A 26,436-nucleotide genomic window follows, 5' to 3' on the forward strand; every position below is an offset into this window, starting at 1 on the left:
CCGCGCGCAGGCGCATTTCCTTGACAATCTGCCCGTCGGCCAGCAGGTCGGCCAGCGCACCCACAGGTGCGCTGCAACCGGCCTCCAGGGCGGCGCTGGGGAGCAGCGGGGCGGACACGGCGGGGGGAGCGACGTCCGCACCAGGGGGGGTCGGTGCGGACGCCGCGTTCGTGGGGCCCGTCCCCTCCGGGCGGCCCCGGCCCGCCGCGCGGCGCGCGGTGTCGGGGACCGGCCGCAGCGCGGGGCGGACCGGCGCGGCGGGACGCAGCAGCGGCTCACCGGTCTCGGCCGGCCGGGCCGGACGGGCCGCGGGTTCGGCGGGCGCGGGGACCTGCTCGGTCCGCACGACCGTCCGCTCCCGTTCCGTACGGACGACCTCGCGGGCCGCCGGGCGTGCCGGGTCCGGCCGGGCCGCGGCGGCCGGGGCGGTGACGGGCCACAGCGGCTCGGCGTCGTCCGGGTCCGGTGCGGTGGCCCGGACCGCCTCGGCCCGTTCGAACGGCCCGGCCAGCCGCGGCCGGACCCGCACCACGCCGGGGCGCTGTGCGGCGGGCGCCGCGTGCCGGGCGAGCAGCCGGTCGAGGAAGTCGGGCTCCGGCCGCCCCCGCGAGGTGGACTCAGACATCCGCACACAGCTCCAGGTAGTAGCGGCGCCGCAGCGGGCTGAGCGCCAATATCTCCGGCTCGCTCCAGCCGTAGGCGGTGGCGAGCAGATGGACGTCGAGCAGGAGGTCCCGGGCCCAGGCGTCCAGTTCGGTCCACAGGTAGGAGGCGATGTCCAGTTCGGCCCGGGTGCCCTCCCCGCACTCGGGGCAGGCGACGGCGAGTGTGACGTCGCCGCCCGGGTCGGCGGCCTGGGCCGCTTCGGCGATCCGGCGCTGCACGGCGGCGGGCAGCACGTCCGTGGACACGGACTGCCCGTCGCGTACGGCGTTGACCACACACCGCGCCAGCAGGGCCCGGCGCGGGTCGGCCGCCCGGGCCGCCGCCGTCAGGTCGGCGACGCCGGGCACCCGGAACTCGATCTCCCAGCCGTCCTCGGCGACCCGCACCAGCGGCTCGCCCCGGTCGGCCAGGGTGCGGGCGAACTCCCCGGCGTCCAGCTCGAACTCCATGTCCGCGCCGCACGCCCCGCACTCCAGGCGCACCTGCATCCGCTCGCCGAACAGGGCCCGGCGCAGGGCGAACAGGTCCGCCTCGCGCTCCCCCACCGGCAGCTCCAGCAGGCGCTGCCGGTCACCGCCCAGCTCGGGCCGCGCGGCCCCGTGCAGCAGCAGAGCGCGCTCGGCCGGCCCCTGGGCCACCCCGCTCTCCCAGGTGGCCAAAACGTCGGCCGCCCGCGTGATGGCCATGCCTCCCCCACTACCCGTGTCTCAGCAGTTTCGGGTGCGCCCCGAAGGGGCGCGGGGAACTGCGCGACCAGCCCCCACGAACCCGCAGACGAACAACAGCCCACCCCCCGCGGTCCACCAGCGGAGCGCTACGCCGGGTTCAGGAACGAGGGTTCCTCCGGCTCGGGCACCTCGTAGTCCCGCTCCCAGCCCTCGCACTCGAGCTTCAGCGACTGGATGGCCACCGCGTTGGCGTTGGCGTCCAGTTCGCCGAGGACCTGGTACTCGCTGGGCCAGGTCCGGTACAGCTTGTGCGAGACGGCGACCTGGCCGGCCTCGTTGAGGACCTGGATCACGATGTCCTTGCGGAAGTCCGCGAGGGACACCTCCGAGCCGAGGCCCGCGCCGACCTGCCAGACCTTGTTGGCCCAGCGGTCGAACTCGGGGTCGTGCGTGACGCCGCGCTCCAGGGTGATGCCCTCGAACTCGGAGCGGCCCGGCGACTTGCGCGGGGACGAGGGGTCGCCTCCGTGCCGGTGCTTGACGACCTCGGTGGTCCGCTTCAGCGGACTGATCTTGCTGATGCCGGCGACCGTCCGACCGTCCCACAGGACCAGGAACTTGAAGTTCTTGTACGGGTCGAAGCGATGGGCGTTGACCGTGAACTCTGCCATCGAAATGTCCTCAGGGATTCCTTGGAGCGTTCCTTAGAGCGCGAACTGTCCGGACGTCTGCTGGATCTTGACGACCACGAACTCGGCGGGGCGGACCGGAGCGATGCCGACCAGGACGTTGACGATGCCGTTCTCGATGTCCTCGGCGGTCGTGGTGTCGCCGTCGCACTTGACGAAGTACGCCTCACGCGGCGTGCCGCCCTTGAAGGCGCCCTGGCGGAACAGCGTGTGCAGGTACGAGGAGGCGGCGAGCCGGATCTGCTGCCACAGGTTCTCGTCGTTGGGCTCGAACACCACCCACTGCAGGCCCCGCTGGAGACTCTCCTCGACGTGCAGGGCGAGCCGCCGGACGGGGACGTACTTCCACTCGCTGTCGAGGGCGTCGGAGCCCTCCAGCGTGCGCGCTCCCCAGACCACCGGGCCGGTCACCGGGAAGGTGCGCAGGCAGTTGACGCCGAGCGGGTTGAGCAGGCCGGTCTCGCGGTCGGTGAGGTTGACCGTGAGCGAGTGCACGCCCGCGAGCCGCGCCTCGGTGCCGGCCGGGGCCTTCCACACACCGCGCTCGGAGTCGGTACGGGCGATGACACCCGCGACGGCGCCGGACGGCGGGAAGGAGCGCAGCCGGCCGGTGAGCGGGTCGGTGAGCTGCAGGTGCGGGAAGTACAGGCCCGCGTGGTTGCCCCGAACGGCGTCGAAGGCGGCGAGCCCGGCGCGGGCCGTGTCGACGCTGACCCAGGTGCTCGGCGCGTCGACCAGCAGGAAGATCCGCCGCTCCTGGCACAGCCGCTGGGCGGCCGAGACGACGGTGACCGCGTCCTCGGTCTTCTCGTACGCCGCGAGTTCGGGCAGTGCGAGCAGGTTGACGTCGGCGACGCCACGCAGCGCCTGGATGCCGGTCTTGTCGGCCTCGGAGCCGATGAGGTCGCGCGGGCCGGGCGCCTCGCCGTCCTCGCCGCCCTCCAGCGGGAAGACGGGCGGGTTGACCGAGGCCTCCAGGCCCAGGTCGTTGGCGCACTCGCCGAGGAAGCGGACGACGTCGTCGGGGTCGGTGGACCCCGCGACGACCTGGACGCGGCGGCCGAAGGCGGTGACCTCGGCGCCGGCGAAGGCGTGCTTGCCGGGCGCGTCGGGCAGGGCGCGCAGCTTGCGCTCCAGCAGCAGCGCCAGCTCGGCGACGGAGTGCGGGGCCTCGCCGTCGCAGTCGGGGTCGTAGAGGGTGAACTCGCGCTCGACGTCGCCGATCTTGACGGTGAGGTCGACGGCGAGGTCGGGCAGCTCGTGCCCGAACGGCTTGGAGACGGTGCCGGACGGGTCGGGCCGGCCCTCGCCGACGACCTCGACGCGGATCAGCCGGGAGCCGGCGTTGACGACGGTCTGCACGTACCGGCCGTGGGACGGGTCGGTGGACAGGCCGGTGAAGCTCTCGCGGGCCTCGCCCTTGGCGTCGTGGACGCGCAGGTTGAAGGTCTCGTCGGGGCGGGGCGTGTCGTGGTCGACGGCGATGCGCAGTCCGTTGCCCCACACGCCGGGTTCCTTGGCGTGCACCGCGAGGACGTCGCACTCGCTGTGGCCCTCGGTGGACTCCAGGGTGACGCGGGCGGCCTCGCCGCTGCCGGCCTTGGCGACCCGGACGATGACGGCGACGGTGCCGCCGTTGCCGAAGAACTGGTGAACGGCGTAGCCGACGGCACTCTGGGCGCTCAGGCCCCCGAAGCGGCGCTCGAACTCGGTGAAGCTGGTGACGCGCACCGGCTCGTTCAGCGGACCGCGCCGGGTGTGGCCCACGAACGCGGTCACCGATGTGGTCAGGGTCGAGATGGTGCGGGTGCTGCTGGGAAGCTCTTCGACGTAGACACCGGGATACGTCGGCTTGGCGGCGCTCACTGCACTCATCGGCATTCCCCCTCCTATCCCTGTCTCGGGCACCGGATGAAGGCACCAAGAGGCGGTGAGGGAGGGACGTTCGGTCGTGCGCGAGGACTCTGCCCGGCCCCGTCGGCCGTGGGCACGCGCACCTCATCAGTTCCCCCGTCATACCTGTGCGGTTCGGTTCGCACGGGTCAAGCAGCGCGCTTGTGACTCCTGATGCTCAAGTGCTCAACCCACCCTCTTGCCTTCGGAGTTGACCGAACAAGACGGGTTCTGGCCAGCACGGAAGAAGGTTGTGTGAAGGCAAACTTCCCGGATCCGCACATCGCGCCCGCGCGCCGCCGTGAACTGGTCCACACCTCCCCCACGCCGGAGGGTCGGCGGCACGGAAGGCATGCCTGCGAGACCCGCATGTCCGGTGCTGGAGCCCGACGCTCCTCGACTTCTCCCCGAGTCGCACACACTCCTGGGTGGCCGATTTCGTCGGGGCGGCATGGACGCGCACGAAGTTGATCGCGGCCTTACGGGACGTGCCTTTCGAGTGCCCCCTTTCGACCGGGACATGCCCGGCCCAAACGCCAGGCCGCGCCACCCCTTCCGGCCCGTAGAAATATCTACGAGCATGGCTACGGCCGGGCGGCACGCGGAACCCCGCGGGTCACCGGCCCGTTCCAGCGCGCCGACCGCGGCGCCGCCGACTGTGCCTGGGGTGGACATGCAGAGCGTCATGTGGAAGCAAGCCGTCGAGTGGCTCGCCGCGGCCGCCACGGACCCCCAGGAGTGCAAGCGGGAGTGGGACTACGGCGCGGGAACGATGCTCGTGGAGGCCGGCCGGTACTGGGACGTGCTCAGCGTCCCCGACCGGCTGGGCCTGCTCGCGCTGGACATCCTGTGGCGCGACCCGCTGAAGGTGCCCGGCCCCACCCTGGTGGACTCCGCGGCCCGCAGAGTGGGGTTCTTCCTGCCGCCCGATCCGGTCAGCGAGTGGGTCGGCTTCGGCGTGCGGCACGTCGGCCGGGGCTCCTGGGTCGCCGTGCCGCCCCCCTACCGGCCCGCCGGCCGCCTGGAGTGGCTCGTCCCGCCGGACGGAACGGGCACGCTGCACACCCCCGGCACGCTCGAATCGGCGCTGCGCGAGGCCAGCGGGACCCTCGCGGTGCTGGCGCCGGTCAGCGCGGAGCCGGTGGTGTCGGACGGCTGGTGAAGCGGGCGCCGGAAGCCGGCGCCGGCGTCCCCGGGTGGCGGCCGGAGGCAGGGCGGGTGCCGGCGGGGGCGGCCGGGCCCGGGTGCCGGCCGGCAGCCGGGTGAGGAGTGGCAGCCGGGTGAGGGGCGGCGGGGACGACCGGACCCATGTGCCGGCCGACGGCCCAGGAGGTGACGGCGGTCCAGGTCTCGCTCTCGGCCGGCGCGGCGAAGGAGACCCATTGGCCGTCGCGGTGCTCCGGGACCGTGTTGCCCCGGGCTTCCCACTCGGCGACCAGGGCCGCGTAGATCGGCGGATGTCCCGCGTATCCGCTGGTGAGTTCGGCGTACGAGCGGGGTGTGGCGTCGTGCCCCGGAAGGCGCCGCGCCGTCTCCGTGCTGTCCATACCAGGGGAACGCGCCGCCGCACACCGGTGGTACGCGGGCGGGACCCCGTCCGTCGGGTCGAGTGAACCCGTCACCCGTACGGCGGCACGCGGGCACCGGACAAACTTCCAGTCAGGCGGTCGCCCGTTCAGGGGCGAGGACCGCTCCCGACCCCCTGCGGAACATCGCTCCCGGGTCTGCCGGAATTCTCGACCGGGGCAGGCGCATCCGGTAACACTGACCTCACGCCGAGAAACCGGTACGACGGCAGGGAGAGGCCATGTCACAGCGCCCTGACCTCCGGCAGCGCAGGGCCGTGCTGGAGCACGAGTGGTCCCGCTGGGTGCCGCGGCTGAGCGTCCCGGGCACACCGCCCGGCGGCACCGCGGCACTGCGCCACGAGGTGACCGAGTCCTGGGCGCGTTCGCTGGGCAGCGTCGACCCGGGCCGGGACAGCGCCCCGGTCACCGACGGCGGCCAGGTGCACCAGCGCTGGACGTCCTCACCGCTGTACGGGCCGGTCTCCGCTCTCGCCGGGGAGCTGCACAGCATCGCCGAGGACGCCGGCTTCGTCACGGCGGTCACCGACGAGTCCGGCACCATCCTGTGGACCTGCGGCGGCCCGACCATGCGCCGCCGGGCCGAGCGGGTCAACTTCGCGCCGGGCGGCCGCTGGGACGAGCAGGCCATGGGCACCAACGCGCTGTCCCTCGCTCTGCGCACCGGCCGCCCCAGTTCCGTCTTCTCCGCGGAGCATCTGGTGTCGGCCCTGCACGGCTGGGTCTGCTACTGCGCCCCGGTGCACGGCCGGGACGGCCGCGTCCTCGGCGTACTGGACCTGTCCACGACCTGGGACCGCTCGCACCCCCTGGCCATGTCCACCGTCCGCACGCTCGTGTCGACGATCGAGGCCCGCCTGACCGCGGAGGCGCCTCGCCCGGCCCGGCTGCGGCTCACGTGCCTGGGCTCCGAACAAGCCGTGCACGAGGGACGGCCGCTCCCCCTGCGCCCCCGCCAGCTGGAGATCCTCACCCTCCTCGCGCTCGAACCCGACGGCTTCTCCCCGGAACGGCTGCGCGCAGCCCTGTACGGCGACCGGCCGGTCACCTCCTCCACCTTCAAGGCGGAGATCTCCCACTTGCGCCGGGCGCTGGGCGGCGCGATTTCCGCCCGCCACTACGCCCTCACCGCCCCGGTGTCCTGCGACGCCGCCGACGTCCTGCGCGCGCTGGAGCGGGGCGACACGGACGCCGCCCTGCGCCGCTACGGCGGCCCGCTCCTGCCCCGCTCCGAGGCCCCCGGCATCGAGGAGTGGCGCACACGCCTCGAAGTGGCGGTACGCGAGGCCGTGCTGGCGAGCACCCGCCCGGAGCACGCCCTGCGCTACGGCGAACGGGCCCCGTACGACGCGGAGATCCACGAGCACGCGCTGCGGCTGCTCGGCCCGGACGACACGCGCCGCGCGATCGCGGCGGGCCGGCTGACGACGGCCCTGCGCGACTGACGGGCCGTCCCCACGCGCCAACCTTGCGCCAACCTCCCGGGAGCACAGTGAGGGCCGTCACGACGGCACGGACCGTCGCCCGCCCCGCACCGCCCTTCACCGAGGAGAGCCGCCATGGTGTACGCGCAGCCAGGAACCGAAGGCAGCATCGTCACCTTCGCCCGCCGCTACGACAACTTCATCGACGGCGACTGGACAGCCCCCGTCGAGGGCCGCTACTTCGAGAACCCGACGCCCGTGACCGGCAAGGTCTTCTGCGAGGTGGCCCGTTCCACCGCGGCCGACGTCGACCTCGCCCTGGACGCCGCGCACCGGGCGGCCGACCAGTGGGGCCGCACGTCCACGGCGGAACGCGCGAACGTCCTCAACAGGATCGCGGACCGCATCGAGCAGAACCTGGAGAAGATCGCGGTCGCCGAGACGTGGGAGAACGGCAAGCCGGTCCGAGAGACCCTGGCCGCCGACATCCCGCTGGCCGTGGACCACTTCAGGTACTTCGCCGGAGTCGTCCGCGCGCAGGAAGGCAGCATCGCGGAGATCGACGCCGACACGGTCGCGTACCACTTCCACGAGCCGCTGGGCGTGGTCGGCCAGATCATCCCGTGGAACTTCCCGATCCTCATGGCCACCTGGAAGCTCGCCCCCGCGCTGGCCGCGGGCAACTGCGTCGTCATCAAACCGGCCGAGCAGACCCCGGTCAGCCTGCTCTACGTCATGGAGCTGATCGCCGACCTGCTCCCGCCGGGCGTGGTCAACGTCGTCAACGGGTTCGGCGTGGAGGCGGGCAAGCCGCTGGCGTCCAGCCCGCGGGTGGCGAAGGTGGCGTTCACCGGCGAGACGACGACCGGCCGCCTGATCATGCAGTACGCGAGCGAGAACATCATCCCCGTCACGCTGGAACTGGGCGGCAAGAGCCCCAACATCTTCCTGCCCGACGTCATGGCCGCCGACGACGACTTTCTCGACAAGGCGGTCGAGGGCTTCGTGATGTTCGCCCTCAACCAGGGCGAGGTCTGCACCTGCCCGTCGCGCGCCCTGATCCCCGCGTCGATCTACGACGACTTCATGGCGCGCTGCGTCGAACGCACCGAGGCCATCGTCGGCGGCGACCCGCTGGACCCGGCGACCATGATCGGCGCGCAGGCGAGCAACGACCAGTACGAGAAGATCCTCTCCTACCTCGACATCGGCAGGAAGGAAGGCGCCGAGGTCGTCACGGGAGGCAACCCCCGCGCCGTGTCCGGCCTGGAGGGCGGCTACTACATCGAGCCGACCATCTTCCGCGGCACCAACGACATGCGGATCTTCCAGGAGGAGATCTTCGGCCCGGTCGTCTCCGTCACCACGTACGACTCGGTCGACGAGGCCCTGAAAATCGCCAACGACACGCTGTACGGCCTCGGCGCGGGTGTCTGGACCCGCGACGGCAACACGGCCTACCGCCTGGGCCGCGAGATCAAGGCGGGCCGGGTCTGGACCAACTGCTACCACGCGTACCCGGCCCACGCGGCGTTCGGCGGCTACAAGAAGTCGGGGATAGGCCGCGAGACCCACAAGATGATGCTCGACCACTACCAGCAGACGAAGAACATTCTTTGTTCATACAGCCCTCAGAAGCTTGGCTTCTTCTAGAGCCTGAAGTCGGGTTGCCTGGAGGCATCGTTGGGCTCCAGGCAACCCGACACGGAACGGGCCTGCCGACATGCACGAGCTGCCGAAGACCACGCAGAGAGGCCAGCAGCCCGGAAAGGGCCGGGCAAGACGTCCGCCGCAAGGACGCTCGCTCCCAAGCTCCTGACATGACAAGGCCGTTGTGCCGCGTGCGATCCTCACCCCGGAAGCGGGCGCTTCAGAAGGAGGCCGGGCGGCGACGGGACGTCCGCGGAAGGATCCACGCGCTCCGGTGCTGACTATGCGGGATGCCGAGCTCGAACCACTGGAGCCCTATCCAGGAAGTGATAAGCCCTGGAGCTGCCGCCATGAAGCGTGTGGGCGAAAAGTGTCAGCGCGGCTGGGCAACATTGCTGCAGGCAGGCAGGGCGGCTGCCCGTACTGGACCATAAATGTCCTCTTATAGCCACCTGCTGCCCCTTGTCGACCATGCAACAGGGTGCGTCGGCAATCCTGCTTCTTCTCCTGGATGCCTGGGGGGTGGCCTGCCTGCGCCCCCCCGAGATCAAGATCTGGCCATTCCCGGACCAGGTCGCCGCCCCCGGCCGACAGCGATCCCGTTTTCGCAGGTCAGTCCAGCGTGTACCACCATGAGACGGAGAATCCCGGCCATCCATTATCAGCCTTGAGCACGGTGCGCCCCAGGAACCGTTGTTCGTCCCCTCGCTGCGACTGATGGGTATATGTCTCGAAGGTCAAGTGGCTCCCGCCGGGTGCACCTCGCTCGTGCACCCGGCGGGATCCCTTCCTGGGGGGAAGGAACGGCATGTCGCGGCAAGTGCCTGAAGCGTTGTTCTTCGGCAGGGCGGAAGAGCTGTCACAGATGGGTGCGCGGTTGGTTCGAGCCTCGGAGGGGGTGCCGCAAGCCGTCCTCATCGACGGGCCGGCAGGTATCGGAAAAACATCGCTCGTGCGGTGTTTCCTCGCCGGCCTCGGCGCGGAGCACTGCGTCTTGCAGGCTTCCGGGGACGAACTTGAGATGCACCTGCCGTACGGGGTCGTCACGCAGCTGATACACCAGATGCACGGCGTCGCGGATGCCGGCCCCTCTCTGCCGGACCCGATCGCCGTCGGTGCGTCTCTCATCGACGCTCTGGGCAAATTCCAGGACCGTGCGCCGGTCATTCTGGTGATCGACGACGTCCAGTGGGCAGATACCCCTTCACTGCATGCGATCACTTTCGTACTGCGGCGCCTACGCGTGGACCGGGTGTTGACGGTGCTGGTGACCCGCGACGCGGCAGACCCACGCTTGCCGCACGGACTGCACCGAATTCTCGAAGGGGACACGACCGCCAGACTGACGCTGGCCGGACTCGGCGTCACAGAGCTCGCCGAGCTGAGCCGGGCGCTGGGCTTGTCACCGCTGCCCCGCTGGGCCCTCGCTCGGCTGAGGGACCACACATTCGGGAACCCACTGCACACCAAGGCGTTGCTTCAACAGTATCCGGGCGAACTGCTGAGTCCGGGCGACAACTTCTTACCCGCGCCGCGGCGGTACGAGCGGCTCGTCGCTGAGCGGCTCGGCGATTGCGCACCTTGCACACGTCGACTCGTCGGCGCCGTCAGTGTCCTCGGCATGTCCGCTCCCTTGCATGTGGCGGCGGAACTCGGTGCGGTGCCGGACCCGTTGGAATCGTTGGCGGACGCCATGACACGGGAACTGCTTGCAGAGGGCGCGGTCGGATCCATGCCCAGGGTGGCCTTCCCCCACCCACTGCTGCGAGCCGTTGTGTATCGCAGTCTGGAGCCCGGCGAGCGCTCCCGCCTGCATCAGCTGGCGGCCGGTCTCTCGGACGATCCGAGCATCACCCTCCAGCACCGGGTGTGCGCCGCGGTTGGCCCCGACAGCGGACTCGCAGACGAACTCGGCCGGTTTGCCGGGCAGCAGGCGGAGGAGGGTGCCTGGTCGGCCGCGGCCTCCGCCTCGATGTCGGCCGCACGGCTGTGTCCGGACCGCTCCCGCAGCGCACAGTGGATGCTCCAGGCGGTCGAATACCTCCTTCTCGCCGGGGATGTCAGTCAAGCCGCCGAACTCGAACAGGAAGTCCGGGAGGCTGATCCCGGCGCCGAACAGCACTATGTGCTGGGGCATCTTGCCCTGACGGCCGGACGGCTGGACGAGGCTCGCCTCGAACTCTCCGCCTGCTGGGAAAGCTGTGACGCGGCGACCGGTACCGAGACCCTCCGCAAGGCCGCGGAGCAGCTTGCGTGGCTGTGCCTCATTCAGGGCGACGCGCCGAACATTATCGACTGGGCGCGCCGCGGACTCGGCCTGCCGCCTGGCACACGATCGTCCTTCCTGCGGGACTCACTGGCGATCGGACTCGCCGTCTCCGGCGAGTACGAGGGAGCCATGAAGTCCCTTGCCCATCTGCCTCCGTCGGGGCCCCGCAACAGTCCGGAGCAGTTGGACGGTCTGCTCGCACGCGGCATGCTGCACCTGTGGAACGGGCAGCTGAGCGAGGCTCGCCGGGATCTGCAGGACACCTTCGCCTCGCACCGGCGTGGTGGGCTGCCGTACGCGGCCCTCGTGGCACTGGGGTTCCTCACAGATGCCGAGTACCGGGCCGGGTCATGGGACGACGCCGTGGCACACGGCACCCAGGCCGTCTCCCTGGCCGAGGACACCGACCAGATCTCCATTCTCGCCGTGGTGCACGCCGTGACCGCCTTTCCCCTCGCCGGGCGGGGCGACTTCCAGACGGCCGAAGCGCATGCGAGGGCCGCAGCCGTACACGCCCGGATGCTCGGAGACATCAACGACACCGCGTTCGCGGCCACGGCACTCGCCCTGGTGGACACCGCCCGTGGTGACTACGAGAACGTGGTCTCCGGGTTGAGCGTGTTTCTGGGACAGGAGGTCCCCCACCGCCACGGCATCGAGGAGGTCGGCCTCCTCTCCTGGCGTCCACTGCTCGTGGAAGCCATGGTCCGCACCGGTCGTGCGGCCGAGGCAGGAGAGGTGCTCGTCCCCTACGAGCGCCGCGCCACCGAGCGCCGCCGATGGCTCGACCAAGCGGCAGCCGCGCGCTGCCGCGGCCTTGTGGAGGAGGCCCTCGGAAACATCGAAGCCGCCGAGCGCGCCTTCCGCGCCGGGCTGGCCCACTGCGAGCGGGGGGAGCCGTGCTTCGAGAAGGCCCTGCTGTTCCTCGCCCACGGCACGTTCCTGCGCCGCGCCCACCGGCGCGCCGACGCGGCGGCCGTACTCGAACCCGCCTCCAGAATGTTCCACCGTCTCCAGGCAGCGCCGTATCTCGAGCGGTGCGACAGGGAGCTGGCAGCCTGCGGACGGGCGGCAGCACGCCCGGAGGACGTCGCGCATCCCGTGCTCACGTCTCAGGAACTCACCGTCTGCAGGCTCGCCGTGCAGGGCATGACCAACCGTCATATCGCCCGCGAGTTGTTCCTCAGCGTGAAGACCATCGAGTACCACCTCAGCAACGCCTACGCCAAGTTGGGCATCACCTCCCGCATGGGTCTGATCGACAAGCTCGGACGAGACGGCTGAAACGCCGCTCAGCGGTAGCCGCCGGCATCTCCAGGCACCGGCCCTGGGACGGCGACCTCACAACCCTGGGGATAACCCCGGGGTCATCCCCAGGGTCCCGCTGGTGGCTCGGCCCGTAGCGTGCTGAGCGAGGCAGCAGCCATCCGGCGAAACGGGGCTGGAACTGCGATGTCGTGCGTGATGTGTGGGGATGCGAGGGGGGCCGTCGCCCATGAGCGACAACAAGGAACGTCTGGACGAGGTGCTGCGCCGACGGCGGGCGCGTCTGCCGGTGGTCGACGAACAGATCCGCCACTGGCGAAGGATTCACCAGTTGGCCATGGAGCTAGGTGGTGCCGTTCTCGATGGCGGACCGCCCGCGGACGGCCCGGCTCAGGCCATGCTGAACTCTCTCGACGCGGACGCAGTCGTGCGGGCGGCGCAGGACTGCCTGGAGGTACTGGCCACGGTCCGCGGCAGAGTCAGCCGCGGTACTGTCAACATCGGCGTGAGCGGCCGTGCCCGTAACGGCAAGAGCACGGTGCTGCAGTCGCTGTCCGGGCTCGACGACCGGCAGATCCCCAGTGGGCGCGGCCAGCCGGTGACGGCCGTCCGCAGTCGCATCTACCACTCGGCCGGCGACCGCGGCGCCCGGCTAACGATGCACAGCGAGACGTCTTTCCTTCAAGACGTGATCGGTCCCTACCACAGCGAGCTCGGCCTGCTGCCGGCACCACGTGACCTGTCGGACTTCGCGAACTACGCCTACCCGCGCGTCGACGGCGTGAGCGGACCCGAACAGCCGCGGCTGGCGCCGCTGCTGGCCCGCGTGCGCGAGGCCCAGGACGCCCTGGCCACGTACCGGCACTGTCTCACCGGCGAAGTCCGCAGCGTGGGCCTGTCGGACATCAGGGAGTGGGTGGCCTACCCGGAGGCTGGCCAGGGCCCTGTCAAGCGACCGTACCTCGCGGTCCGGGACGCGGCGATCACCTGCCCCTTCCCGATCGAGGACGTGACCTCCCTGGGACTCGTGGACATGCCCGGCCTCGGCGAACTGGTGCCTGCTGCAGAGACACATCACGTGGAGGGTCTGCGCCACGACGTGGACTTCGTGATCGTCGTCAAGCGCCCCACAGACACTAACGCCATGTGGGCCAAAGAGGATGCCGATGCATTGGAGCTCATCGCGCGCGTCTGCGGGGTGGCCGATGTACGGGACTTCACTCTCATCCTCGTGAACACGGGAGAGTGCCTTCCCGAGAACGTCCAGGCGCTCGGCGACGACCTGTGTGCACGACTCAACGGCGCGGACGCCGACCGGGGTTACTGGGTGACCTTCGCGGACGGCGCCGACCGTGACATCGTCCGCGACGAGGTACTCCAGCCGGTCCTGGAGCACCTGGCGACCGCTCTGCCGCGCATGGACGAGGCGGTCATCAACAACGCTGTCGCAGTGTGCCGCGACCGCACAGCCCGCATTTTGGTCCAACTGGCCGATTGGTCCGACGCGTTGCGGTCGGCGGCTGTGCCCACCGCTACGGAGCATGTGATCGCCCGGGCGGCCGCACTGCGCGAGGAGGTGGCCGCCTCCGTCCAGGCCTGGGTGGACACCCTCCGCGAACGGACTGCGGACGACTACGAGGACACCGAGTACTTCGCCCGCGTCACCGAGGTCCACCAGGACGTCCGCGAGTGGGTGGTCAGCGGATTCGGCGAAGGCGTCGAGGCCTGGCAACGGCGGGCGCTGAACCGCTTCCGCGTGGACCGTGCTTCCCTTCCGTTCGCCTTCACCCAGCTAAATGGCGCGCGGGTGGAGATCGCACGCCGCTGTTCGGCCGTGGACGATCTCCTGACGCAACGCCGGGACGAGTTCTGGACAGGTTTGGTCACTGCTCTCGGTCCCAGGCTGACACGGCTGGTCGACAAAGCCGGCCCCCCACGCCCTGTCCGCCCCCAGGACTCCCTGATGACCTTGGCGCGTGTCCTGCGCGAGGCATCCGATCCCTGTCCCACCCTGGCCGAGACACTCGAGGTCGCGCTGGACATCCGGCTCGACTACCACACCCGGGTGCTGCCCAGGCTGCGGCGGGCCCTCGACGTGCTGTTCCCCGAGCCAGACGATCCGTTCCGCGAGGCGGGCCCCACCAGCCTGCTGTCCGTGCCACGTACGGCCGACGGGGCCGAGTTGCTGCTGGAGAGAATCACCCAGCTGGCCCGGCAGGCGGCGTATGACGCCCAGGGGGTTCTTGCCCAGGAGCCGGCGGCGACGGCGCAGGCGCTCTTCGCCTACGGCGAGCAGTTCGAGGACGCCTTCGTCCGGTCGGAGTCCTCCGAGGCGGAGTTCCGTCGTCTGGTCAGCGGATTTCACGGCCACATGTGGCCCGGCGACCTGACGGGGAAGCGGGCCGTCACGGAGCGGGTGCGCCATGTCCGGAGCCTGGTGACCACCCTGCGCGGGCTGCTCACCGACATGGATCAGCACGTCACTGGCACAGAGGAGGTCGGCCGTTGACTCCGTCGTTCAAGGTATCGATGGTCGGTCCGTCCAGGGCCGGCAAGACGACCCTGCTCACAGCCATCCTGGCCGAGACGCAAGCGATGCTGGCAGGCAGCGGAATCACCCTCGTCATGGACGAGGAGACAGAGATAAGGGTCCGCAGGAACCAGAAGAGTCTACGCCGGGCCATCGAGGCCCGCGAGTTCGATGCCGGCTCACTCGGCGGGACTCAGTCGATGGCGCTCTACAACGTGGGACTGCAAGCACTGGGGAACGGCACGGGAGGTATCCCTTTCAGCATTCTCGACTACCCGGGCGGTTGGCTCGATCCCTCAGTCCGGGCCCGCTTCGTCGAAGCCAAGGAGAAGTGGCCCGAGTGCGAAACGCACATCGCCGAAAGCCTCATGTTGCTGGTGCCCGTGGAATCGGCCGTCCTGATGGAGGCGGCGACCCCGGCCCAGCGTCGAGCCGCAGCCGACCTTCTCGGCTTCGAAGACATCCTCCCGATGGCTCGCACATGGGCTCAGGCACGCAATCTTCCCCAACATCGCGACGAGCCCGCCACTTTGCTGCTCGCCCCTCTGAAGTGCGAGACGTATTTCGACGACAACGGCGGAAGGGGACGTGAGGCCGCACAACTGCGGCAGCTGGTCCGGGAGAAGTACAGGACGATCGTCGAAGTCGTCGAGAAGGAAAGCAAGAATCGCACTGTCAGGGTGGTGTACGCGCCGATCGACACCTACGGATGCGTGGACCTGATGGAAGGGAAGTGGACCGAAACGATCGACAGCGACGGTGATCCGACTCTGGACTTCCGGGGCCACTATCGCTTCCGAGGCATACCACCCAAGGTCAAACCCAAGGCGGCCGGCACCGTGATGCAGGAGCTGTGCCGGTGTGTCATATCCGGCCAGGTCACCGCAGAGCGCCGACGGGCCGCCACCGCGAGGGTCACCTACCAGACCGCGTTGGAACGCAAGTCGGAGCGCAAAGGATTCTGGGGAACGCTGGATTACTACCTCTCCGGCGAGGCGCAAACCAATGCCGATGCCCGAGGGAAGAGCAAGAAAGAGATGGAAGAGGCGACCCGGCGCCGAGAACTGCTGAAGGCGGCTCTCGAATACATGGTCAGGGAACCAGCCGACAAGCGAGTAGAGGAATGGTGAACAGCATGCGCGCCCATCTGATGACCCGGGGCACCCGGCGGCGCCACGACTATGCCTTCCTGGGTGAAGCTCCCCCCGACCAGTGGTGGAACACGCTGGCTCGCTGGGTGTTCATGGAGAGTGAGGAACTCGTCATCCGGCGCCGGGAAGACGGCAGGACCGGTCTTGTGATCAGCGGTATCCCCTCCCAGCGCACCGACGCGATCGGCACGCGCATCCGCCACACCTTGGTGGTCGACGCCGTGCACGAGGACCAACGTCTCGCCCTGTGGCTGGTGCGGTGCGGACTCGACGACGCGGAACGGGCACGCCTGGGCAAAGCTCTGGACGCCGCCTTCGACGGCGACCTCGTGAATGCGCTCATGTCCGGTACGGACGGCGAGGTCGACACCCGACTGCTCGACGCGCTGCAGACGGCTGCGGGCGACACGGAGGACGAGGAGACGTCGAAAGACGCCCCGGGCTCCTGGGCCGGTGGCGTCCAGGACGAGGCTTCAGTCCGGGCCTTCGTGGCGCGCGTACGGCGCCTGCTGACGGAGGACCCGGCAGGGTACGCCTTCACGACACATGCCCTGGGCTCCCTGAGCGGCGCGGAGCGGGCAGCCTCGGACCTTCCCGACGAGGTGGCCGTACTACTCCACGACAGTGCACTGCAGGGAGTGCACCAACTGGGAAAAGGTCCCGCCCCGGCGCGGAGTCGGGAGAGGACAACGAGCAAGCGAAAGGCTCGCATGGCGGTACTGACCCTGGCAGGCCTGGCGGTAGCGCTCGGGGTCTGGTGGGTATTCCGGCGCAGCTGAGGAAGCTCCTGGCGGCCGTGGCCGACGGGACGGGGGCGTCGTACAGCCTGACGAGGGAGGGATCCGTCGGCAAGGTCGTCCTCACTCTGCAAGGAAAACCCGGCGGATTCCGTCTCGCGCTTGATGCGTCGCTGGCGGAAGAGCTCGTGTATCCGGTCGCGTGGGGCCGGGAAACGACCTCCCGGCACGGGCACGACGGCTAGGAGCAGTGGTATGACCAGTGCGCTAGATCATCCGGCCTGGCCCCGCCCCACCCAGCGGCCGACTGACGACGGCGAAGGGCTCGTCCCGCTACCCGAGTGGGCGGCTCCCCTGGTGGACGACATCGAAGTCGCCATGGCACGGAGCGACGTCGGCCTCATGCTGCGTTCCCTGCGCCGCCTCATCGAGTCCGCCCGGATCGAGGGCGGCTCACGCTGGCTGTGCGCGGCGGCTCAACAGGAACTCGGGGATGTGCTCGCTCAGGTGTGCCGGCCCGATGACAAACCGGGGCTGCGGGAGGTCATCGCCGCCTACCGAGCCGCGTTGGAGGTATACACACCGGAGTTCTGCCCCGTCGAATTCGCTACGGTGCAGAACAACCTGGGCAATGCGTACCGCATGCTGCGGGGTTCGGACGACACACCCGGCAGCGAGGAGGCGGCCGAGGCCGTCGAGCAGGCGATCGCCGCCTACCTCGCGGCGCTTTCCGTCCGGACCCGCGATACGGATCCCTACAGCTGGGCCAGAACCCAGAACAACCTGGGGAGCGCCTATGCCGAACGCCTGCGAGGCAAGTCGGCCGACAACAAACAGAAGGCTCTTCAGGCATATCGTGCCGCGCTGGAAGTGCACGACGTCCTCGAGTACCCCGACGACTACGTGATGGCGAAAACCAATCTCGGTCTGCTGTACCTCGATCTCGCGGACGGCACACAACCCGATGTGCTGGACCTGTCGATAGAGGCCTTCCTGTGCGCGATGCTGGCCCGCACCCCCCGTACGGACCCCCGGCGACGTCAACGACTCGTCCGCAGCATGTATGACGCATTCCGGTCCCGCCTGGGCCTGACCCCACCCGGTCTCCGGGAGGAGACCCTCGCCCGTCTCGCCCCTGTCGTCGAGGTGCTCGCGCAGGCGGGAGCACCACTGAGCACCCGGAGCACACCGGTCGTCGAGGACTCCTCCGCCGCTGGGGTTGCCACGCGGGTCGATCCCTGCCTGTTCGCCTCCTACTGGCACGACTTCTACAGAGTCATTCCCTTGCCGGAACTCATCGCGATGATCACCTCACCGGAAGCCGACAGGCAGCCGCGCGTGCGGATCTCCATGCTGCGCGCCGCCCTCCGACGCGATGACGTCGTACTCCCCTCCTTCCGCGCCGAACTCCTCGACGAACTGGCCCTGGCCCTGCTGCACCATCCCTCGGACGATGCGGCACAGCACCAGGAAGAGGCGATCTCCGCCTTGGAAACGGCGCTCAATGCTTACACCCGCGAGGACGACCCGCTGGAGTGGGGGACGATCAAGAACCATCTCGGAGCCGCCTACGGCAAGCGGCTCTCCGGGGACCGCGCGGAGAACCTCGAACGCGCCATCCGGTACTGCACCGACTCCATCGGAACACGTCCTGTCGGATCCCTGGACTGGGCACTCTTCACCGGCCAGCTCGGCCAGTTGTACCGAGATCGGCGGTTCGGTGATCCGAGAGAGAACCACGACCGCGCCATCGCGGCCTTCGAGCGCGCCATGACCGTTTTCGACCGCGAGGGCCATCCGTACGAGTGGGCCAGGCTGCGCAACAGCATGGGGTACACACGATGGCGTCTGCGCCGGGACGAAACCGATGCGATTGAGGCGGCCGTCGAGGACTTCCAGGAGGCACTGACGGTTCTGACCTGCGAGAGGTACCCGGTGCCGTGGGCGGGCACGTTGTTCAACCTCGCCTCCGCACTGCTGGAGCGGCGGTCGGGGATCACCTCGGAGAACATCGAGCAGGCCATCGGCAACCTGACCAGGTCCCTCGCTGTACGCACGCGCGAACACGATGCCGTCGAATGGGCGCGCACCCAGCACAACCTGGGCCAGGCCTACTACAGAAGACTGTCAGGGGAACGCGCGGACAACCTGGACCTCGCGGCGCGATGCCTGCGGGCAGCCCTCGAGGTGCTCACGCTGGCAGACCGGCCCGCCGACCATCGCAGTACGGTGGGCACGCTGGGCATGATCGAAGCTCACCGCGGCAACTGGCACACCGCGCATGAAGCCTTCGCTTCCGCCTGCACCGCAGGAGACCTTCTCCTGTCCCGAGTCAGTACGGGCACCTACGGACTTGATGACGTGGCGCGGCAAAGTTGTGAAGCCGGCGAACTGGACGCCTTCGCTCTCGTACAACTGGGCCGCCTGGACGAGGCCGTGGAAATCCTCGAAGGCAGCCGGGCACGGTCGCTCGCCGAGGCATTGGCGGTGCGGTCCGCCGACGCCGAGCGCATCAAGGACCAAGACCGCAGGGGGCGTTTCGTCGAAGCGCAGCTATCGCTCACCGCTGCCCAGTCCGCCATCGACGACGTGGGCTGGCGCCAGTGGGATCCCTCGGCCGGCGAGGCCACAGAAGCCGACGGCGAGACCGTCGCGTTGGCGCGGGCGAAGGCGTTGCAGGATGCCAGGCGGCGGTTCCAGGCGGTCGTCGCTGAGATTCGCTTGGAGCAGGATCCGGCCGACTTTCTCGACCCCGTGCTCAGCGCCGACCAGATCGCCGCGGGTCTCACCCACCCGGTCGTGTATCTGCTGGCCACGGAATGGGGCGGCCTGGCCCTGGCCGTAGATCCCTCCAGTAGCCCTGCCGCGGCGGGGAAGATCCTGGCCCTCCCCTTGCCCGATCTCACCGCCGCGTTCGTGCAGGACCTGGTCCAGGTGATGGTCGATGATCGCTCAGGGCGCGTCGTGGGCGGCTACGGGGCTGCTCAGGAGGGCGTCGGCCTGGGCTGGATGGTCCACCAGTGGCCGGGCGACACATTCATGGAGAAGGCTGAGCACCTGAGCGACGCGTGCCGGCAGGCAGGGACGGACAGCTCATTCGGCGCAGCAGCGCGGGCCTGTGTACAGCATCCAGGTCTTGAGGAGATCACCCGTCGGCCGCTGCGCGACCTGGACGAACCGAGCCTGTCCCGTCTTGCGGCGACGCTGCATCACCACATCCTCGCCGGTGAACTGCGCCGGTGTCTGCCGAGGCTGGCAGAGGCGGCCATGGAGCCGCTGACAGCCTGGCTTCTGGAGCACGGAATGACGAGGGTGACTCTCGTTCCGTGCGGTTGTCTTCCGGCTTTTCCTCTGCCATGTGTGCCCGTGTCGGTGCCCAAGGCCGAAGCGTCCGGCGCCGAGGTCCAACGCACTGTCGGCGACCTCCTCTCCATGACGGTCGCACCAAGTGCCCGCACCATTCTGGCAGTCACCAATGGCAATGGCAGGTCCGGCGTTTATGCACTGGGGGATCCGCATCCCACCCACCAGCTTCTGCGGTGGAGCGAAGCCGAGGCCCTCACCATTGCGGCCCTGGCAGGCGATCCGGCCCGCGCCCGTGTGCATGGGGCCGCGACGCGGGACTGGCTCGTCGAGAGCCTGCGCAAGGGGACCGTCGTCGTCGCTTCGTGCCACGGCGAGTTCGACAGCGCGGACTTCCTCAATTCCCGGTTGTTGCTGGCCGGTGGAGAGACGCTGACGCTGCGCGACGCCCAAGGGGACATGGTCCATCTCGACGGCCTGCGACTGCTCATCCTCTCGGCGTGTCAGACTGCGGTCATGAACCTCCGCGGGGCACGGGAGGAGGTCCGAAGTCTGGCGGCCGGAATGCTTCGGGCCGGCGCCCAGGCGATTCTGGCGCCTCTGTGGGCGGTGGACGACCGAGCCACCTACCTGCTCATGGTGAGGTTCGCTCAGGAATGGCTGCCTGCCATGGAGGAAACCGATCTCGCGGAGGCGCTGGCCAAAGCACAGGCCTGGCTACGCACCGTGACCTACCGTGAACTGGCGGCCTGGAGAACGTCCCTCGCGCCCCCGCAAACCCCACGGCAGGTCCAGACCCCTCCGCGCGGCCGGAGCACTCGGCACTCCGCCCATGCGGCGGAGACTCTGATCGGTGAGCTCGCTGAGCGCAAGGCGGCGAGCTCACCGGACGAGACGCCCTATGCCGAACCCTGCTTCTGGGCGGGCTTCATCGTGCACGGGCGCTGACCAAATCCGAGCTCAGCAGAGAGGGATGCTCGGCTCGTCGGTCAACACGCCTGACCGGTTGCGCCGCCGAAACAGCATCACCAGATCGACGGGAGCAAAGCCGTGACCACCCATCATGAACTGAACCGTAGTGCTCAACCCGAAGGTGGCCTGCACGGTAGTGCCCTTGGGCTTGCGGACAAGCATGAACAGTCGATGCGGCCCACTGATCTCCCGCTGTTCCGTGCGGTAGAAGTTCCACGCCGGCCGGGTCCCGCGGAGATCAAAGGCTTCGACTCGACTGGTGTACTGGATTCTCTCCTCCATACGCTCACGCGATGGCAGCGCCAGTGTCGCCTCAACCGGCTCGAAGCCGAAGGTGACGTCCAGTCCCGGACGTTGCGAGATGACCGATACGGTTCGGGCCTCCTCCAGCCGCAGAGGGAAGAGGTCGTACGCGATCGCCTGCGCCCCGGTGGACGGCTCCCCTCCGTCGACAGTGGTGACGAGCTCCGCCGTGAACCGCGCGTGGGTGAACCGGGAGCCGACCGCGGCCTGGAAGGAGCACGTCAACTGCACTTGGTGGAACTCGAAGTCGTCGAACTGGCGCCTGAGCTCATCCGAGACCTCCACCTGCGGGTCCAGCCCGATGACCACGGGCTCACCGATCGATATGTAGCTCGGCTCCCGGAAAGGCAAGGTGACCTCTCCCTGCCCTCCCTTGACGGCACCAGGCCCCAACTCGTCTTCCATCAGCAGCACATCCACCTCGGATGCGCGCCCCTCCGCCACGAAAAGTGGCCTATGTTCGCTCATATGCAGAATTTTGCTTCATGCGTGGAGATCCTGTTGGCACAGTTCCCCAATTCGGTCGAGCACCCCTGCGACGGCCTGGTGACGGACTCGAGGTACGCGTCCGAGCAGCCGCCACCGCTGGTCACCGGGCAGGCGGTGGCCAGTTCGGCGCGGAGTTCGGGCGAAGCAGCTCGGATGATCGCGCGGCGCGCTGGCGGAAATGTCGTGTGGGCGCGCCGAGGCTCGCAGGGCCTCATGCTGTCCGGGTCGGTAAAGGCGGCCAGGGAGTTCGTTTGCGGTGGTCTTCTCCACCTGGGACGGTCCGCCGTCGGGCCGGACAGTTCAGTGCGGGCGCGCGTGTCGAGGCGAGCACTCGTGCCCGTCACTACGTGATCCGCAGCGTGCGGTCGACGGCGGCGAGGTCTTGGTCGCGGACCGCCTTCGCCTATGCGCAGGGGTAGGGCACCGTGCGGTACCGCAAGGACCAGGAGCCGCCCTTGGCGAGGCTCTGATCCACACCGCCTACAGGGATGTACGAACCGCCCGACCATCCCGCCGAACTTAACTCGCCCACAGATTAGCGGCGTTGGCCGTGATGAAACCATCGGGGACCTTCGAGCCCCCACCACACCACCCGGAGACCTGGGACCGACGCTCAGGATGGCAAGGATCGCTTCTGCCTTTCTCCTGTTCGCGGTTTCGCAATAGGGAGCGCCCATCTCATGTCGCGTTGGCACCGCGCCACCTGAGTTCTGAACGTCGGCAGGACCTCAGCTGACCACACGCCTTGCCGTGGCGGTCGAGCTGAGGTCTGCCCACTGGCCACCTCCGGTTCGACCGCCTTCACAGAAGGACATGAACCGGTGGACTCCGCCATCCGGAACCAGCTGCCCGACGTTGCCGAGTCGTGGCATCGAGCAAAGCGCGCTTTCCGTGGCCCAGGTGACCCTGACCGAGACTGATTCCTCCTGCGGGGGGCGCATCTGCGAAAGTCGCGGCCCCGCTCCACTGCTGGTTGCACCACACTCGCATGGAAGAAGAGCGCGATCCGGGCGAAGGTCCACTCAAGCAAGAACCCGGCCGGGGAGCATCATCAATCACGGTCCGGACCATTCTCGGGCCAACGACCCCACCCAATTCTCGACGGTCACACTTGCGCTGGTCAGCGATGCGCTATCTCTGTACCACCAGCAGACGAAGAACATTCTTTGTTCTTGCAGCCCTCGGAAGCTTGGCTTCTTCTAGAGCCTGAAGTCGGGTTGCCTGGGGCATCGTTGCGCTCCACCAGGCAACCCGACATCGCAGGCACCCAATGCGATCAATCGGGTTTTCGAGTCACTGTCCGAAATCCAAGGGGGATTCCCCGGACCAGTCGCGGACCGAATAGCGCCGAGGGACACGACCCCACGAGCCACCGGCTCACGACCGCAGCGCCCCCTGGTATCCGTAAGCAGCACCCGAACCGCCGGCAACACCGGGCGACAGGCCCCCAGTCGCCCTGTCGCCAACCAAGCGCGAACCAGCACAGCCGAGACCCTCCAGTCGCCCGGCGGCAGCCACTGGAAACAACGCCCCGGCAATGACGATCAGCCACGGCGTGACGTGGCCCGGGCGCAGCGGTGAGCGCGGCCAGACCACGCCGGTTGTCTCCGTCACGGAGGAGGACCCGGGACACACCCCGACCGGATGCTGCGCGCCTGATTCCTGCTCAACGGCATGGTGGTGGGCCCGGCGGACGTCGAGCGGTGCGCTCACTCGGCGGCCAGGTCGCGCCCGACGTAGGAAGAGTCCTTCCCCGTCACAACACCTGGCCTGTGGGCGACGCTGGAGATCATGAACCGCAACCCGCACCTGACCGAGTGAGTTCCTCAAGGCACGCCGTGCCAAGCTCAGCCCCGATGAGGTCGGATTGCGCGGCGGCCAACGGCGGCGTGTGCTTCTCTGCACAAAATGGGTGTGGCTCCTTTGGAGGGGTGAGCGTACCCAGGTGCGTTCCGCTGGTGGCGGGCTCTGCCCTGGGCCCGGCGGTCAGCGGTAGTAGGGCTCGACTGCGGCCCGTACCTCTTCGAGCAGCGCGGGGCCGTCCTGCGGCACGGGCGGTCGGCTGCTACCCGGCCTGATGTCCAGGAGCTGTTCGTTGGACAGGGCGAACACCACTCGCCCCAGTCCTGCCCATTGGATGACGGCCTCGCACATCCCGCAAGGCTGGCAACTGGTGTACATGGTGGTGCCTGCCGCCGTCTGCGCGTCGAGTTCTCTTGCGGCCCACCTCGCCAATTTGAGTTCCGGGTGTGCGGTGACGTCGTTGTCGGTGAGGGTGGTGTTGTGCTCCTCGGCCAGGATCGTCCCGTCCGGTCCTGCCAACAGAGATCCAAAGGGCGGGTTGCCGCTCGTGCGTGCCTTGGCCGCGAGAGAGATGGCCTGTCGGAGGAGGGTGTGGTCGTCGGGTGTGGTCATGACTGCTCCCTCGCGGTGCGGGGTGGGGTGTTGGGCGGGAGAAGGTGCGCGGCCACGGTGGCGAGGGCTTGCCAGGCCGCCTGCGGGTGATATGTCGTGTGGGGGTCGCCCTCGTAGGTGTCGAGGACGACGGACTTGGCTCCCAGCAGCCGAAGTTGGTCGAGGTCGTCCATGATCTGGTCGATGGTGCCCTCACCGGCGGGCCGTCCCGCTCCGTCGACCGGTTCCTTGGTGAGTCGCAGGGCGATGCGGGGAGCCAGGGCGGGCACGGGCAAGTGTTGCTCGTCCGCGTACGTCTGCAGCCTGCCTGCGGCTTCGCGCAGCCACGGCATGGTGGGGTGCAGCGGATGCCATGCGTCTGCGAGTCGTACGGCCCGGCGCAGCCCCGCGTCGCTGTTGCCGCCGACCCACACCGGGATCCGGCGGTCTCCGTATGAGGCGGTGTCCTTCCAGGCGGCCCGGATGTCCCGCAGGTGGCTGTCGGTCAGCCGTCCGCGCTGTGAGAACGGGATGTCGAGGGCGGTGAACTCCTGCCGCGCCCAGCCCACTCCCACGCCGAGGATCAGCCGGCCGCCGCTCAGCTCATTCAGATTGGCCGCCATTCGGGCGGTGAGCAGCGGGTGCCGGTAGGGAGCGATGAGGACTGTCGTGCCGAGCTGGATACGGGTGGTGAGGCCGGCCAGCCAGGACAGGGTGGTGAAGGGCTCGTAGAAGGGTGCCGGGTAGCGCTCGGCGACATCCGGCGTAATGGCTATGTGGTCCGAGATCATCAGTAGGTCGAAGCCCAGGCCCTCCACGGTCTGGGCCCAGCTTCGCAACACTCCGGGGTCGGTGCCCGGGCCGAAATTGGGGACGTTCACTCCGATCTTCATAGGGCCCAACCCTAGGCAGGGCGCATAGGTCGCCAGAAGGGATTCCCGCCTGTTCAGAGGCGGTTCGGCCGTGGATCCGCCGGTAGAATGGGCGTATGACCGAGAGTCTCGACGTGACGGACTGGGCGATCCTGGCAGAAGTCCAACGGGACGGCCGGATCCCGTTCACCGAGCTGGCGCGGCGGGTGAACCTGAGCGCGTCGGCGACCAAGGAGCGGGTGCGTCGGCTCGAGGAGGCCGGGGTGATCACTGGGTACCGGGCGGAGGTGAACCCGGAGCGGACCGGTTACCCGGTGATGGCGGTGGTCCGGCTCAAGTACCCGGGGCCGGGAACCCGGCACCAGCCGCTGCGCCGGCTGCTGGAGGAGCGCTCGGAGATCCTGGAGTGCCTTCGCACCACCGGAGACGACTGCTACGTCATGAAGGTGGTGGCCACGTCGATGGCCCACCTGGAGGAGATCGTCGACGAGCTGGCCGAGTTCGGGAGCACCACCACCAACCTCGTCCTCAGCCGGACGCTCCCGTTGCGCGGTCCGGGGGGCTTCGGGTGAACAACGTCAGGTAGGCGCTGACGTTGCGCGGACGTCACTCCATCGCCGGGGGCCGGCCTGGCGTAGAGCAGCGGCGACCATCAACTGCCCTTCATCCGCTGTCATATGGAGATGGGGCCGTGGTCGGCGGCGGTCTGGGCCAGTGCGCGGAGGGTGGGGCTGTCGTCGGTGGATCGCCAGGTGAGGGCGAAGTGGAGGGTGGGGGCGTCAGGCATGGGGAGGAAGACGATGCCGGGGGGACGGTTGTAGCGGGCGGCGATCTCGCCCAGCGGGTGGACGCACTGTCCGGAGGCCACCAGGGAGAGAACCTCGTGGAAGGTTCGCGCGGCGGGCCCACGCGGGATACGGCGACCGAGCGGCGTACGAGTGGGGACCATGGCAGCGATCCAGTACTCGGGGGCCTCGGGGCCGAAGTCGACGACGTGGTTGTCGCCGAGGTCCTCCAGCGACGCGGTGCCGCGCTCGGCCAGCGGATGGTCCGCCGCCACGGCGAGCACGCGGCCTCCGGTCAGTAGGGTCGGGCCGACCGTGAGGTCCGGTTCGGCCACCGGAAGCCACAGCACGTGCGCGTCGTGCTCTCCGGTGCGCAGCGCGGTGAACGGGTCGCTGCCGTTGATCTCGCCGAACTGGACGTCGCTGCCGGGGTGGCGGGCGCGGAAGGCCTCGATGAGAGGGCGCAGTTCGTGGCCGGCATGGCCGAACACACCCAGACGCAGGGTCTGCCCCGTCCTCGCACCGGCCGCTTCGGCGCGGGCGAGCCCCTCCCGGAGAAGGTCGACGGCCTGCTGGAGGTCCTCGCGAAGACGCCGGCCGACCGGGGTCAGGGCGACGCGCCGGCTGCTGCGGTCGAACAGGACGACGCCCAGACGCCGTTCCTGCTTGGCGATGGCCTGACTGACGCGGGCCTGGGACACATGAAGCCGCTCCGCGGTGCGGCCGAAGTGCAACTCCTCGGCCAAGGTCAGGAAGATCTCGATGTCACGCAGCTCCACGCACAACCCC

General features: G+C 69.2%; 18 protein-coding genes. 9 read left to right on the forward strand and 9 right to left on the reverse strand.

All coding sequences use genetic code 11. The annotated features are described in order from the left end of the window. The 4 genes from AB0G20_RS30760 to AB0G20_RS30775 form a co-directional block, all read right to left on the reverse strand. Positions 1 to 625 (reverse strand): hypothetical protein (locus AB0G20_RS30760; RefSeq protein ID WP_361308007.1); only part of this gene is annotated, 625 nt, incomplete at its 3' end. Then, on the reverse strand, positions 618 to 1,352 hold the full coding sequence (locus tag AB0G20_RS30765; RefSeq protein ID WP_361308009.1) for a hypothetical protein: 735 nt from the start codon (positions 1,350 to 1,352) through the stop codon (positions 618 to 620). The genes AB0G20_RS30760 and AB0G20_RS30765, both read right to left, overlap by 8 nt. A 128-nt stretch (positions 1,353 to 1,480) precedes the next feature. Next, on the reverse strand, positions 1,481 to 2,005 hold the full coding sequence (locus AB0G20_RS30770) for a phage tail protein (protein ID WP_004003113.1): 525 nt from the start codon (positions 2,003 to 2,005) through the stop codon (positions 1,481 to 1,483). A 33-nt stretch (positions 2,006 to 2,038) separates the two neighbouring features. Further along, positions 2,039 to 3,904 carry a phage tail sheath subtilisin-like domain-containing protein gene (locus AB0G20_RS30775; RefSeq protein WP_361308011.1) on the reverse strand — a complete coding sequence of 622 codons (1,866 nt, stop codon included), beginning with the start codon at positions 3,902 to 3,904 and terminating at the stop codon, positions 2,039 to 2,041. Between the two features lie 685 nt (positions 3,905 to 4,589). Here AB0G20_RS30775 and AB0G20_RS30780 point away from each other — a divergent pair. Then, a complete protein-coding gene (locus AB0G20_RS30780) occupies positions 4,590 to 5,078 on the forward strand; it encodes a hypothetical protein (protein WP_361308506.1) in 489 nt (162 codons plus the stop codon). On the opposite strand, the gene AB0G20_RS30785 is transcribed toward AB0G20_RS30780, so the two are convergent. After that, positions 5,044 to 5,463: a hypothetical protein gene (locus AB0G20_RS30785; RefSeq protein WP_361308013.1), complete on the reverse strand. Its 420-nt coding sequence runs from the start codon at positions 5,461 to 5,463 to the stop codon at positions 5,044 to 5,046. The two genes, AB0G20_RS30780 and AB0G20_RS30785, sit on opposite strands and share 35 nt — an antisense overlap. Positions 5,464 to 5,723: 260 nt before the next feature. Here AB0G20_RS30785 and AB0G20_RS30790 point away from each other — a divergent pair, with 260 nt between their 5' ends. The 7 genes from AB0G20_RS30790 to AB0G20_RS30820 all read left to right on the forward strand — a co-directional run bounded on the left by AB0G20_RS30790 (position 5,724) and on the right by AB0G20_RS30820 (position 20,780). Continuing rightward, entirely contained in the window at positions 5,724 to 6,947 is a 1,224-nt protein-coding gene (locus AB0G20_RS30790) for a transcriptional regulator (RefSeq protein ID WP_361308015.1), read from the forward strand. Positions 6,948 to 7,061: 114 nt separating this feature from the next. Further along, complete coding sequence (gene adh, locus AB0G20_RS30795; protein WP_361308017.1) at positions 7,062 to 8,579, forward strand: aldehyde dehydrogenase; 1,518 nt, start codon at positions 7,062 to 7,064, stop codon at positions 8,577 to 8,579. A gap of 805 nt (positions 8,580 to 9,384) precedes the next feature. Next, positions 9,385 to 12,129: an AAA family ATPase gene (locus AB0G20_RS30800; protein WP_361308019.1), complete on the forward strand. Its 2,745-nt coding sequence runs from the start codon at positions 9,385 to 9,387 to the stop codon at positions 12,127 to 12,129. A gap of 211 nt (positions 12,130 to 12,340) precedes the next feature. Then, positions 12,341 to 14,620, forward strand: coding sequence for a hypothetical protein (locus AB0G20_RS30805; RefSeq protein WP_361308021.1), 2,280 nt, complete (start codon positions 12,341 to 12,343; stop codon positions 14,618 to 14,620). Beyond that, positions 14,617 to 15,771: a hypothetical protein gene (locus AB0G20_RS30810; protein ID WP_361308023.1), complete on the forward strand. Its 1,155-nt coding sequence runs from the start codon at positions 14,617 to 14,619 to the stop codon at positions 15,769 to 15,771. The genes AB0G20_RS30805 and AB0G20_RS30810 overlap by 4 nt, the downstream gene beginning before the upstream one ends. 5 nt (positions 15,772 to 15,776) lie before the next feature. After that, on the forward strand, positions 15,777 to 16,571 hold the full coding sequence (locus AB0G20_RS30815) for a hypothetical protein (protein ID WP_361308025.1): 795 nt from the start codon (positions 15,777 to 15,779) through the stop codon (positions 16,569 to 16,571). Positions 16,572 to 16,886: 315 nt separating this feature from the next. Next, on the forward strand, positions 16,887 to 20,780 hold the full coding sequence (locus tag AB0G20_RS30820; protein WP_361308027.1) for a CHAT domain-containing protein: 3,894 nt from the start codon (positions 16,887 to 16,889) through the stop codon (positions 20,778 to 20,780). A 12-nt stretch (positions 20,781 to 20,792) separates the two neighbouring features. On the opposite strand, the gene AB0G20_RS30825 is transcribed toward AB0G20_RS30820, so the two are convergent. The 3 genes from AB0G20_RS30825 to AB0G20_RS30835 form a co-directional block, all read right to left on the reverse strand. Beyond that, positions 20,793 to 21,575: a hypothetical protein gene (locus AB0G20_RS30825; protein ID WP_261680454.1), complete on the reverse strand. Its 783-nt coding sequence runs from the start codon at positions 21,573 to 21,575 to the stop codon at positions 20,793 to 20,795. A gap of 2,007 nt (positions 21,576 to 23,582) precedes the next feature. Continuing rightward, complete coding sequence (locus tag AB0G20_RS30830) at positions 23,583 to 24,011, reverse strand: nucleoside deaminase (RefSeq protein ID WP_361308029.1); 429 nt, start codon at positions 24,009 to 24,011, stop codon at positions 23,583 to 23,585. After that, entirely contained in the window at positions 24,008 to 24,883 is an 876-nt protein-coding gene (locus AB0G20_RS30835; protein ID WP_361308031.1) for a TIGR03619 family F420-dependent LLM class oxidoreductase, read from the reverse strand. The genes AB0G20_RS30830 and AB0G20_RS30835 overlap by 4 nt, the downstream gene beginning before the upstream one ends. Before the next feature lie 95 nt (positions 24,884 to 24,978). Here AB0G20_RS30835 and AB0G20_RS30840 point away from each other — a divergent pair, with 95 nt between their 5' ends. After that, positions 24,979 to 25,434, forward strand: a complete 456-nt coding sequence (locus AB0G20_RS30840; protein WP_361308033.1) for an Lrp/AsnC family transcriptional regulator — start codon at positions 24,979 to 24,981, stop codon at positions 25,432 to 25,434. A gap of 101 nt (positions 25,435 to 25,535) precedes the next feature. Here AB0G20_RS30840 and AB0G20_RS30845 read toward each other — a convergent pair whose 3' ends face one another. Then, positions 25,536 to 26,426: a LysR family transcriptional regulator gene (locus tag AB0G20_RS30845; protein WP_361308035.1), complete on the reverse strand. Its 891-nt coding sequence runs from the start codon at positions 26,424 to 26,426 to the stop codon at positions 25,536 to 25,538. Positions 26,427 to 26,436: the final 10 nt, after the last annotated feature.

The sequence above is a fragment of the Streptomyces sp. NPDC024017 genome (assembly GCF_040638895.1).
Taxonomy (GTDB): Bacteria; Actinomycetota; Actinomycetes; order Streptomycetales; family Streptomycetaceae; genus Streptomyces.

What these genes read in the sequence shown, in the direction of transcription:
- AB0G20_RS30840 (WP_361308033.1), top strand. Translation starts at nt 24,979, where the DNA reads ATGACCGAGAGTCTCGACGTGACGGACTGGGCGATCCTGGCAGAAGTC.
- AB0G20_RS30780 (WP_361308506.1), top strand. Translation starts at nt 4,590, where the DNA reads ATGCAGAGCGTCATGTGGAAGCAAGCCGTCGAGTGGCTCGCCGCGGCC.
- AB0G20_RS30785 (WP_361308013.1), bottom strand. Translation starts at nt 5,463, where the DNA reads ATGGACAGCACGGAGACGGCGCGGCGCCTTCCGGGGCACGACGCCACA.
- AB0G20_RS30815 (WP_361308025.1), top strand. Translation starts at nt 15,777, where the DNA reads ATGCGCGCCCATCTGATGACCCGGGGCACCCGGCGGCGCCACGACTAT.
- AB0G20_RS30775 (WP_361308011.1), bottom strand. Translation starts at nt 3,904, where the DNA reads ATGCCGATGAGTGCAGTGAGCGCCGCCAAGCCGACGTATCCCGGTGTC.
- AB0G20_RS30770 (WP_004003113.1), bottom strand. Translation starts at nt 2,005, where the DNA reads ATGGCAGAGTTCACGGTCAACGCCCATCGCTTCGACCCGTACAAGAAC.
- adh (WP_361308017.1), top strand. Translation starts at nt 7,062, where the DNA reads ATGGTGTACGCGCAGCCAGGAACCGAAGGCAGCATCGTCACCTTCGCC.
- AB0G20_RS30805 (WP_361308021.1), top strand. Translation starts at nt 12,341, where the DNA reads ATGAGCGACAACAAGGAACGTCTGGACGAGGTGCTGCGCCGACGGCGG.
- AB0G20_RS30800 (WP_361308019.1), top strand. Translation starts at nt 9,385, where the DNA reads ATGTCGCGGCAAGTGCCTGAAGCGTTGTTCTTCGGCAGGGCGGAAGAG.
- AB0G20_RS30825 (WP_261680454.1), bottom strand. Translation starts at nt 21,575, where the DNA reads ATGAGCGAACATAGGCCACTTTTCGTGGCGGAGGGGCGCGCATCCGAG.
- AB0G20_RS30790 (WP_361308015.1), top strand. Translation starts at nt 5,724, where the DNA reads ATGTCACAGCGCCCTGACCTCCGGCAGCGCAGGGCCGTGCTGGAGCAC.
- AB0G20_RS30765 (WP_361308009.1), bottom strand. Translation starts at nt 1,352, where the DNA reads ATGGCCATCACGCGGGCGGCCGACGTTTTGGCCACCTGGGAGAGCGGG.
- AB0G20_RS30830 (WP_361308029.1), bottom strand. Translation starts at nt 24,011, where the DNA reads ATGACCACACCCGACGACCACACCCTCCTCCGACAGGCCATCTCTCTC.
- AB0G20_RS30835 (WP_361308031.1), bottom strand. Translation starts at nt 24,883, where the DNA reads ATGAAGATCGGAGTGAACGTCCCCAATTTCGGCCCGGGCACCGACCCC.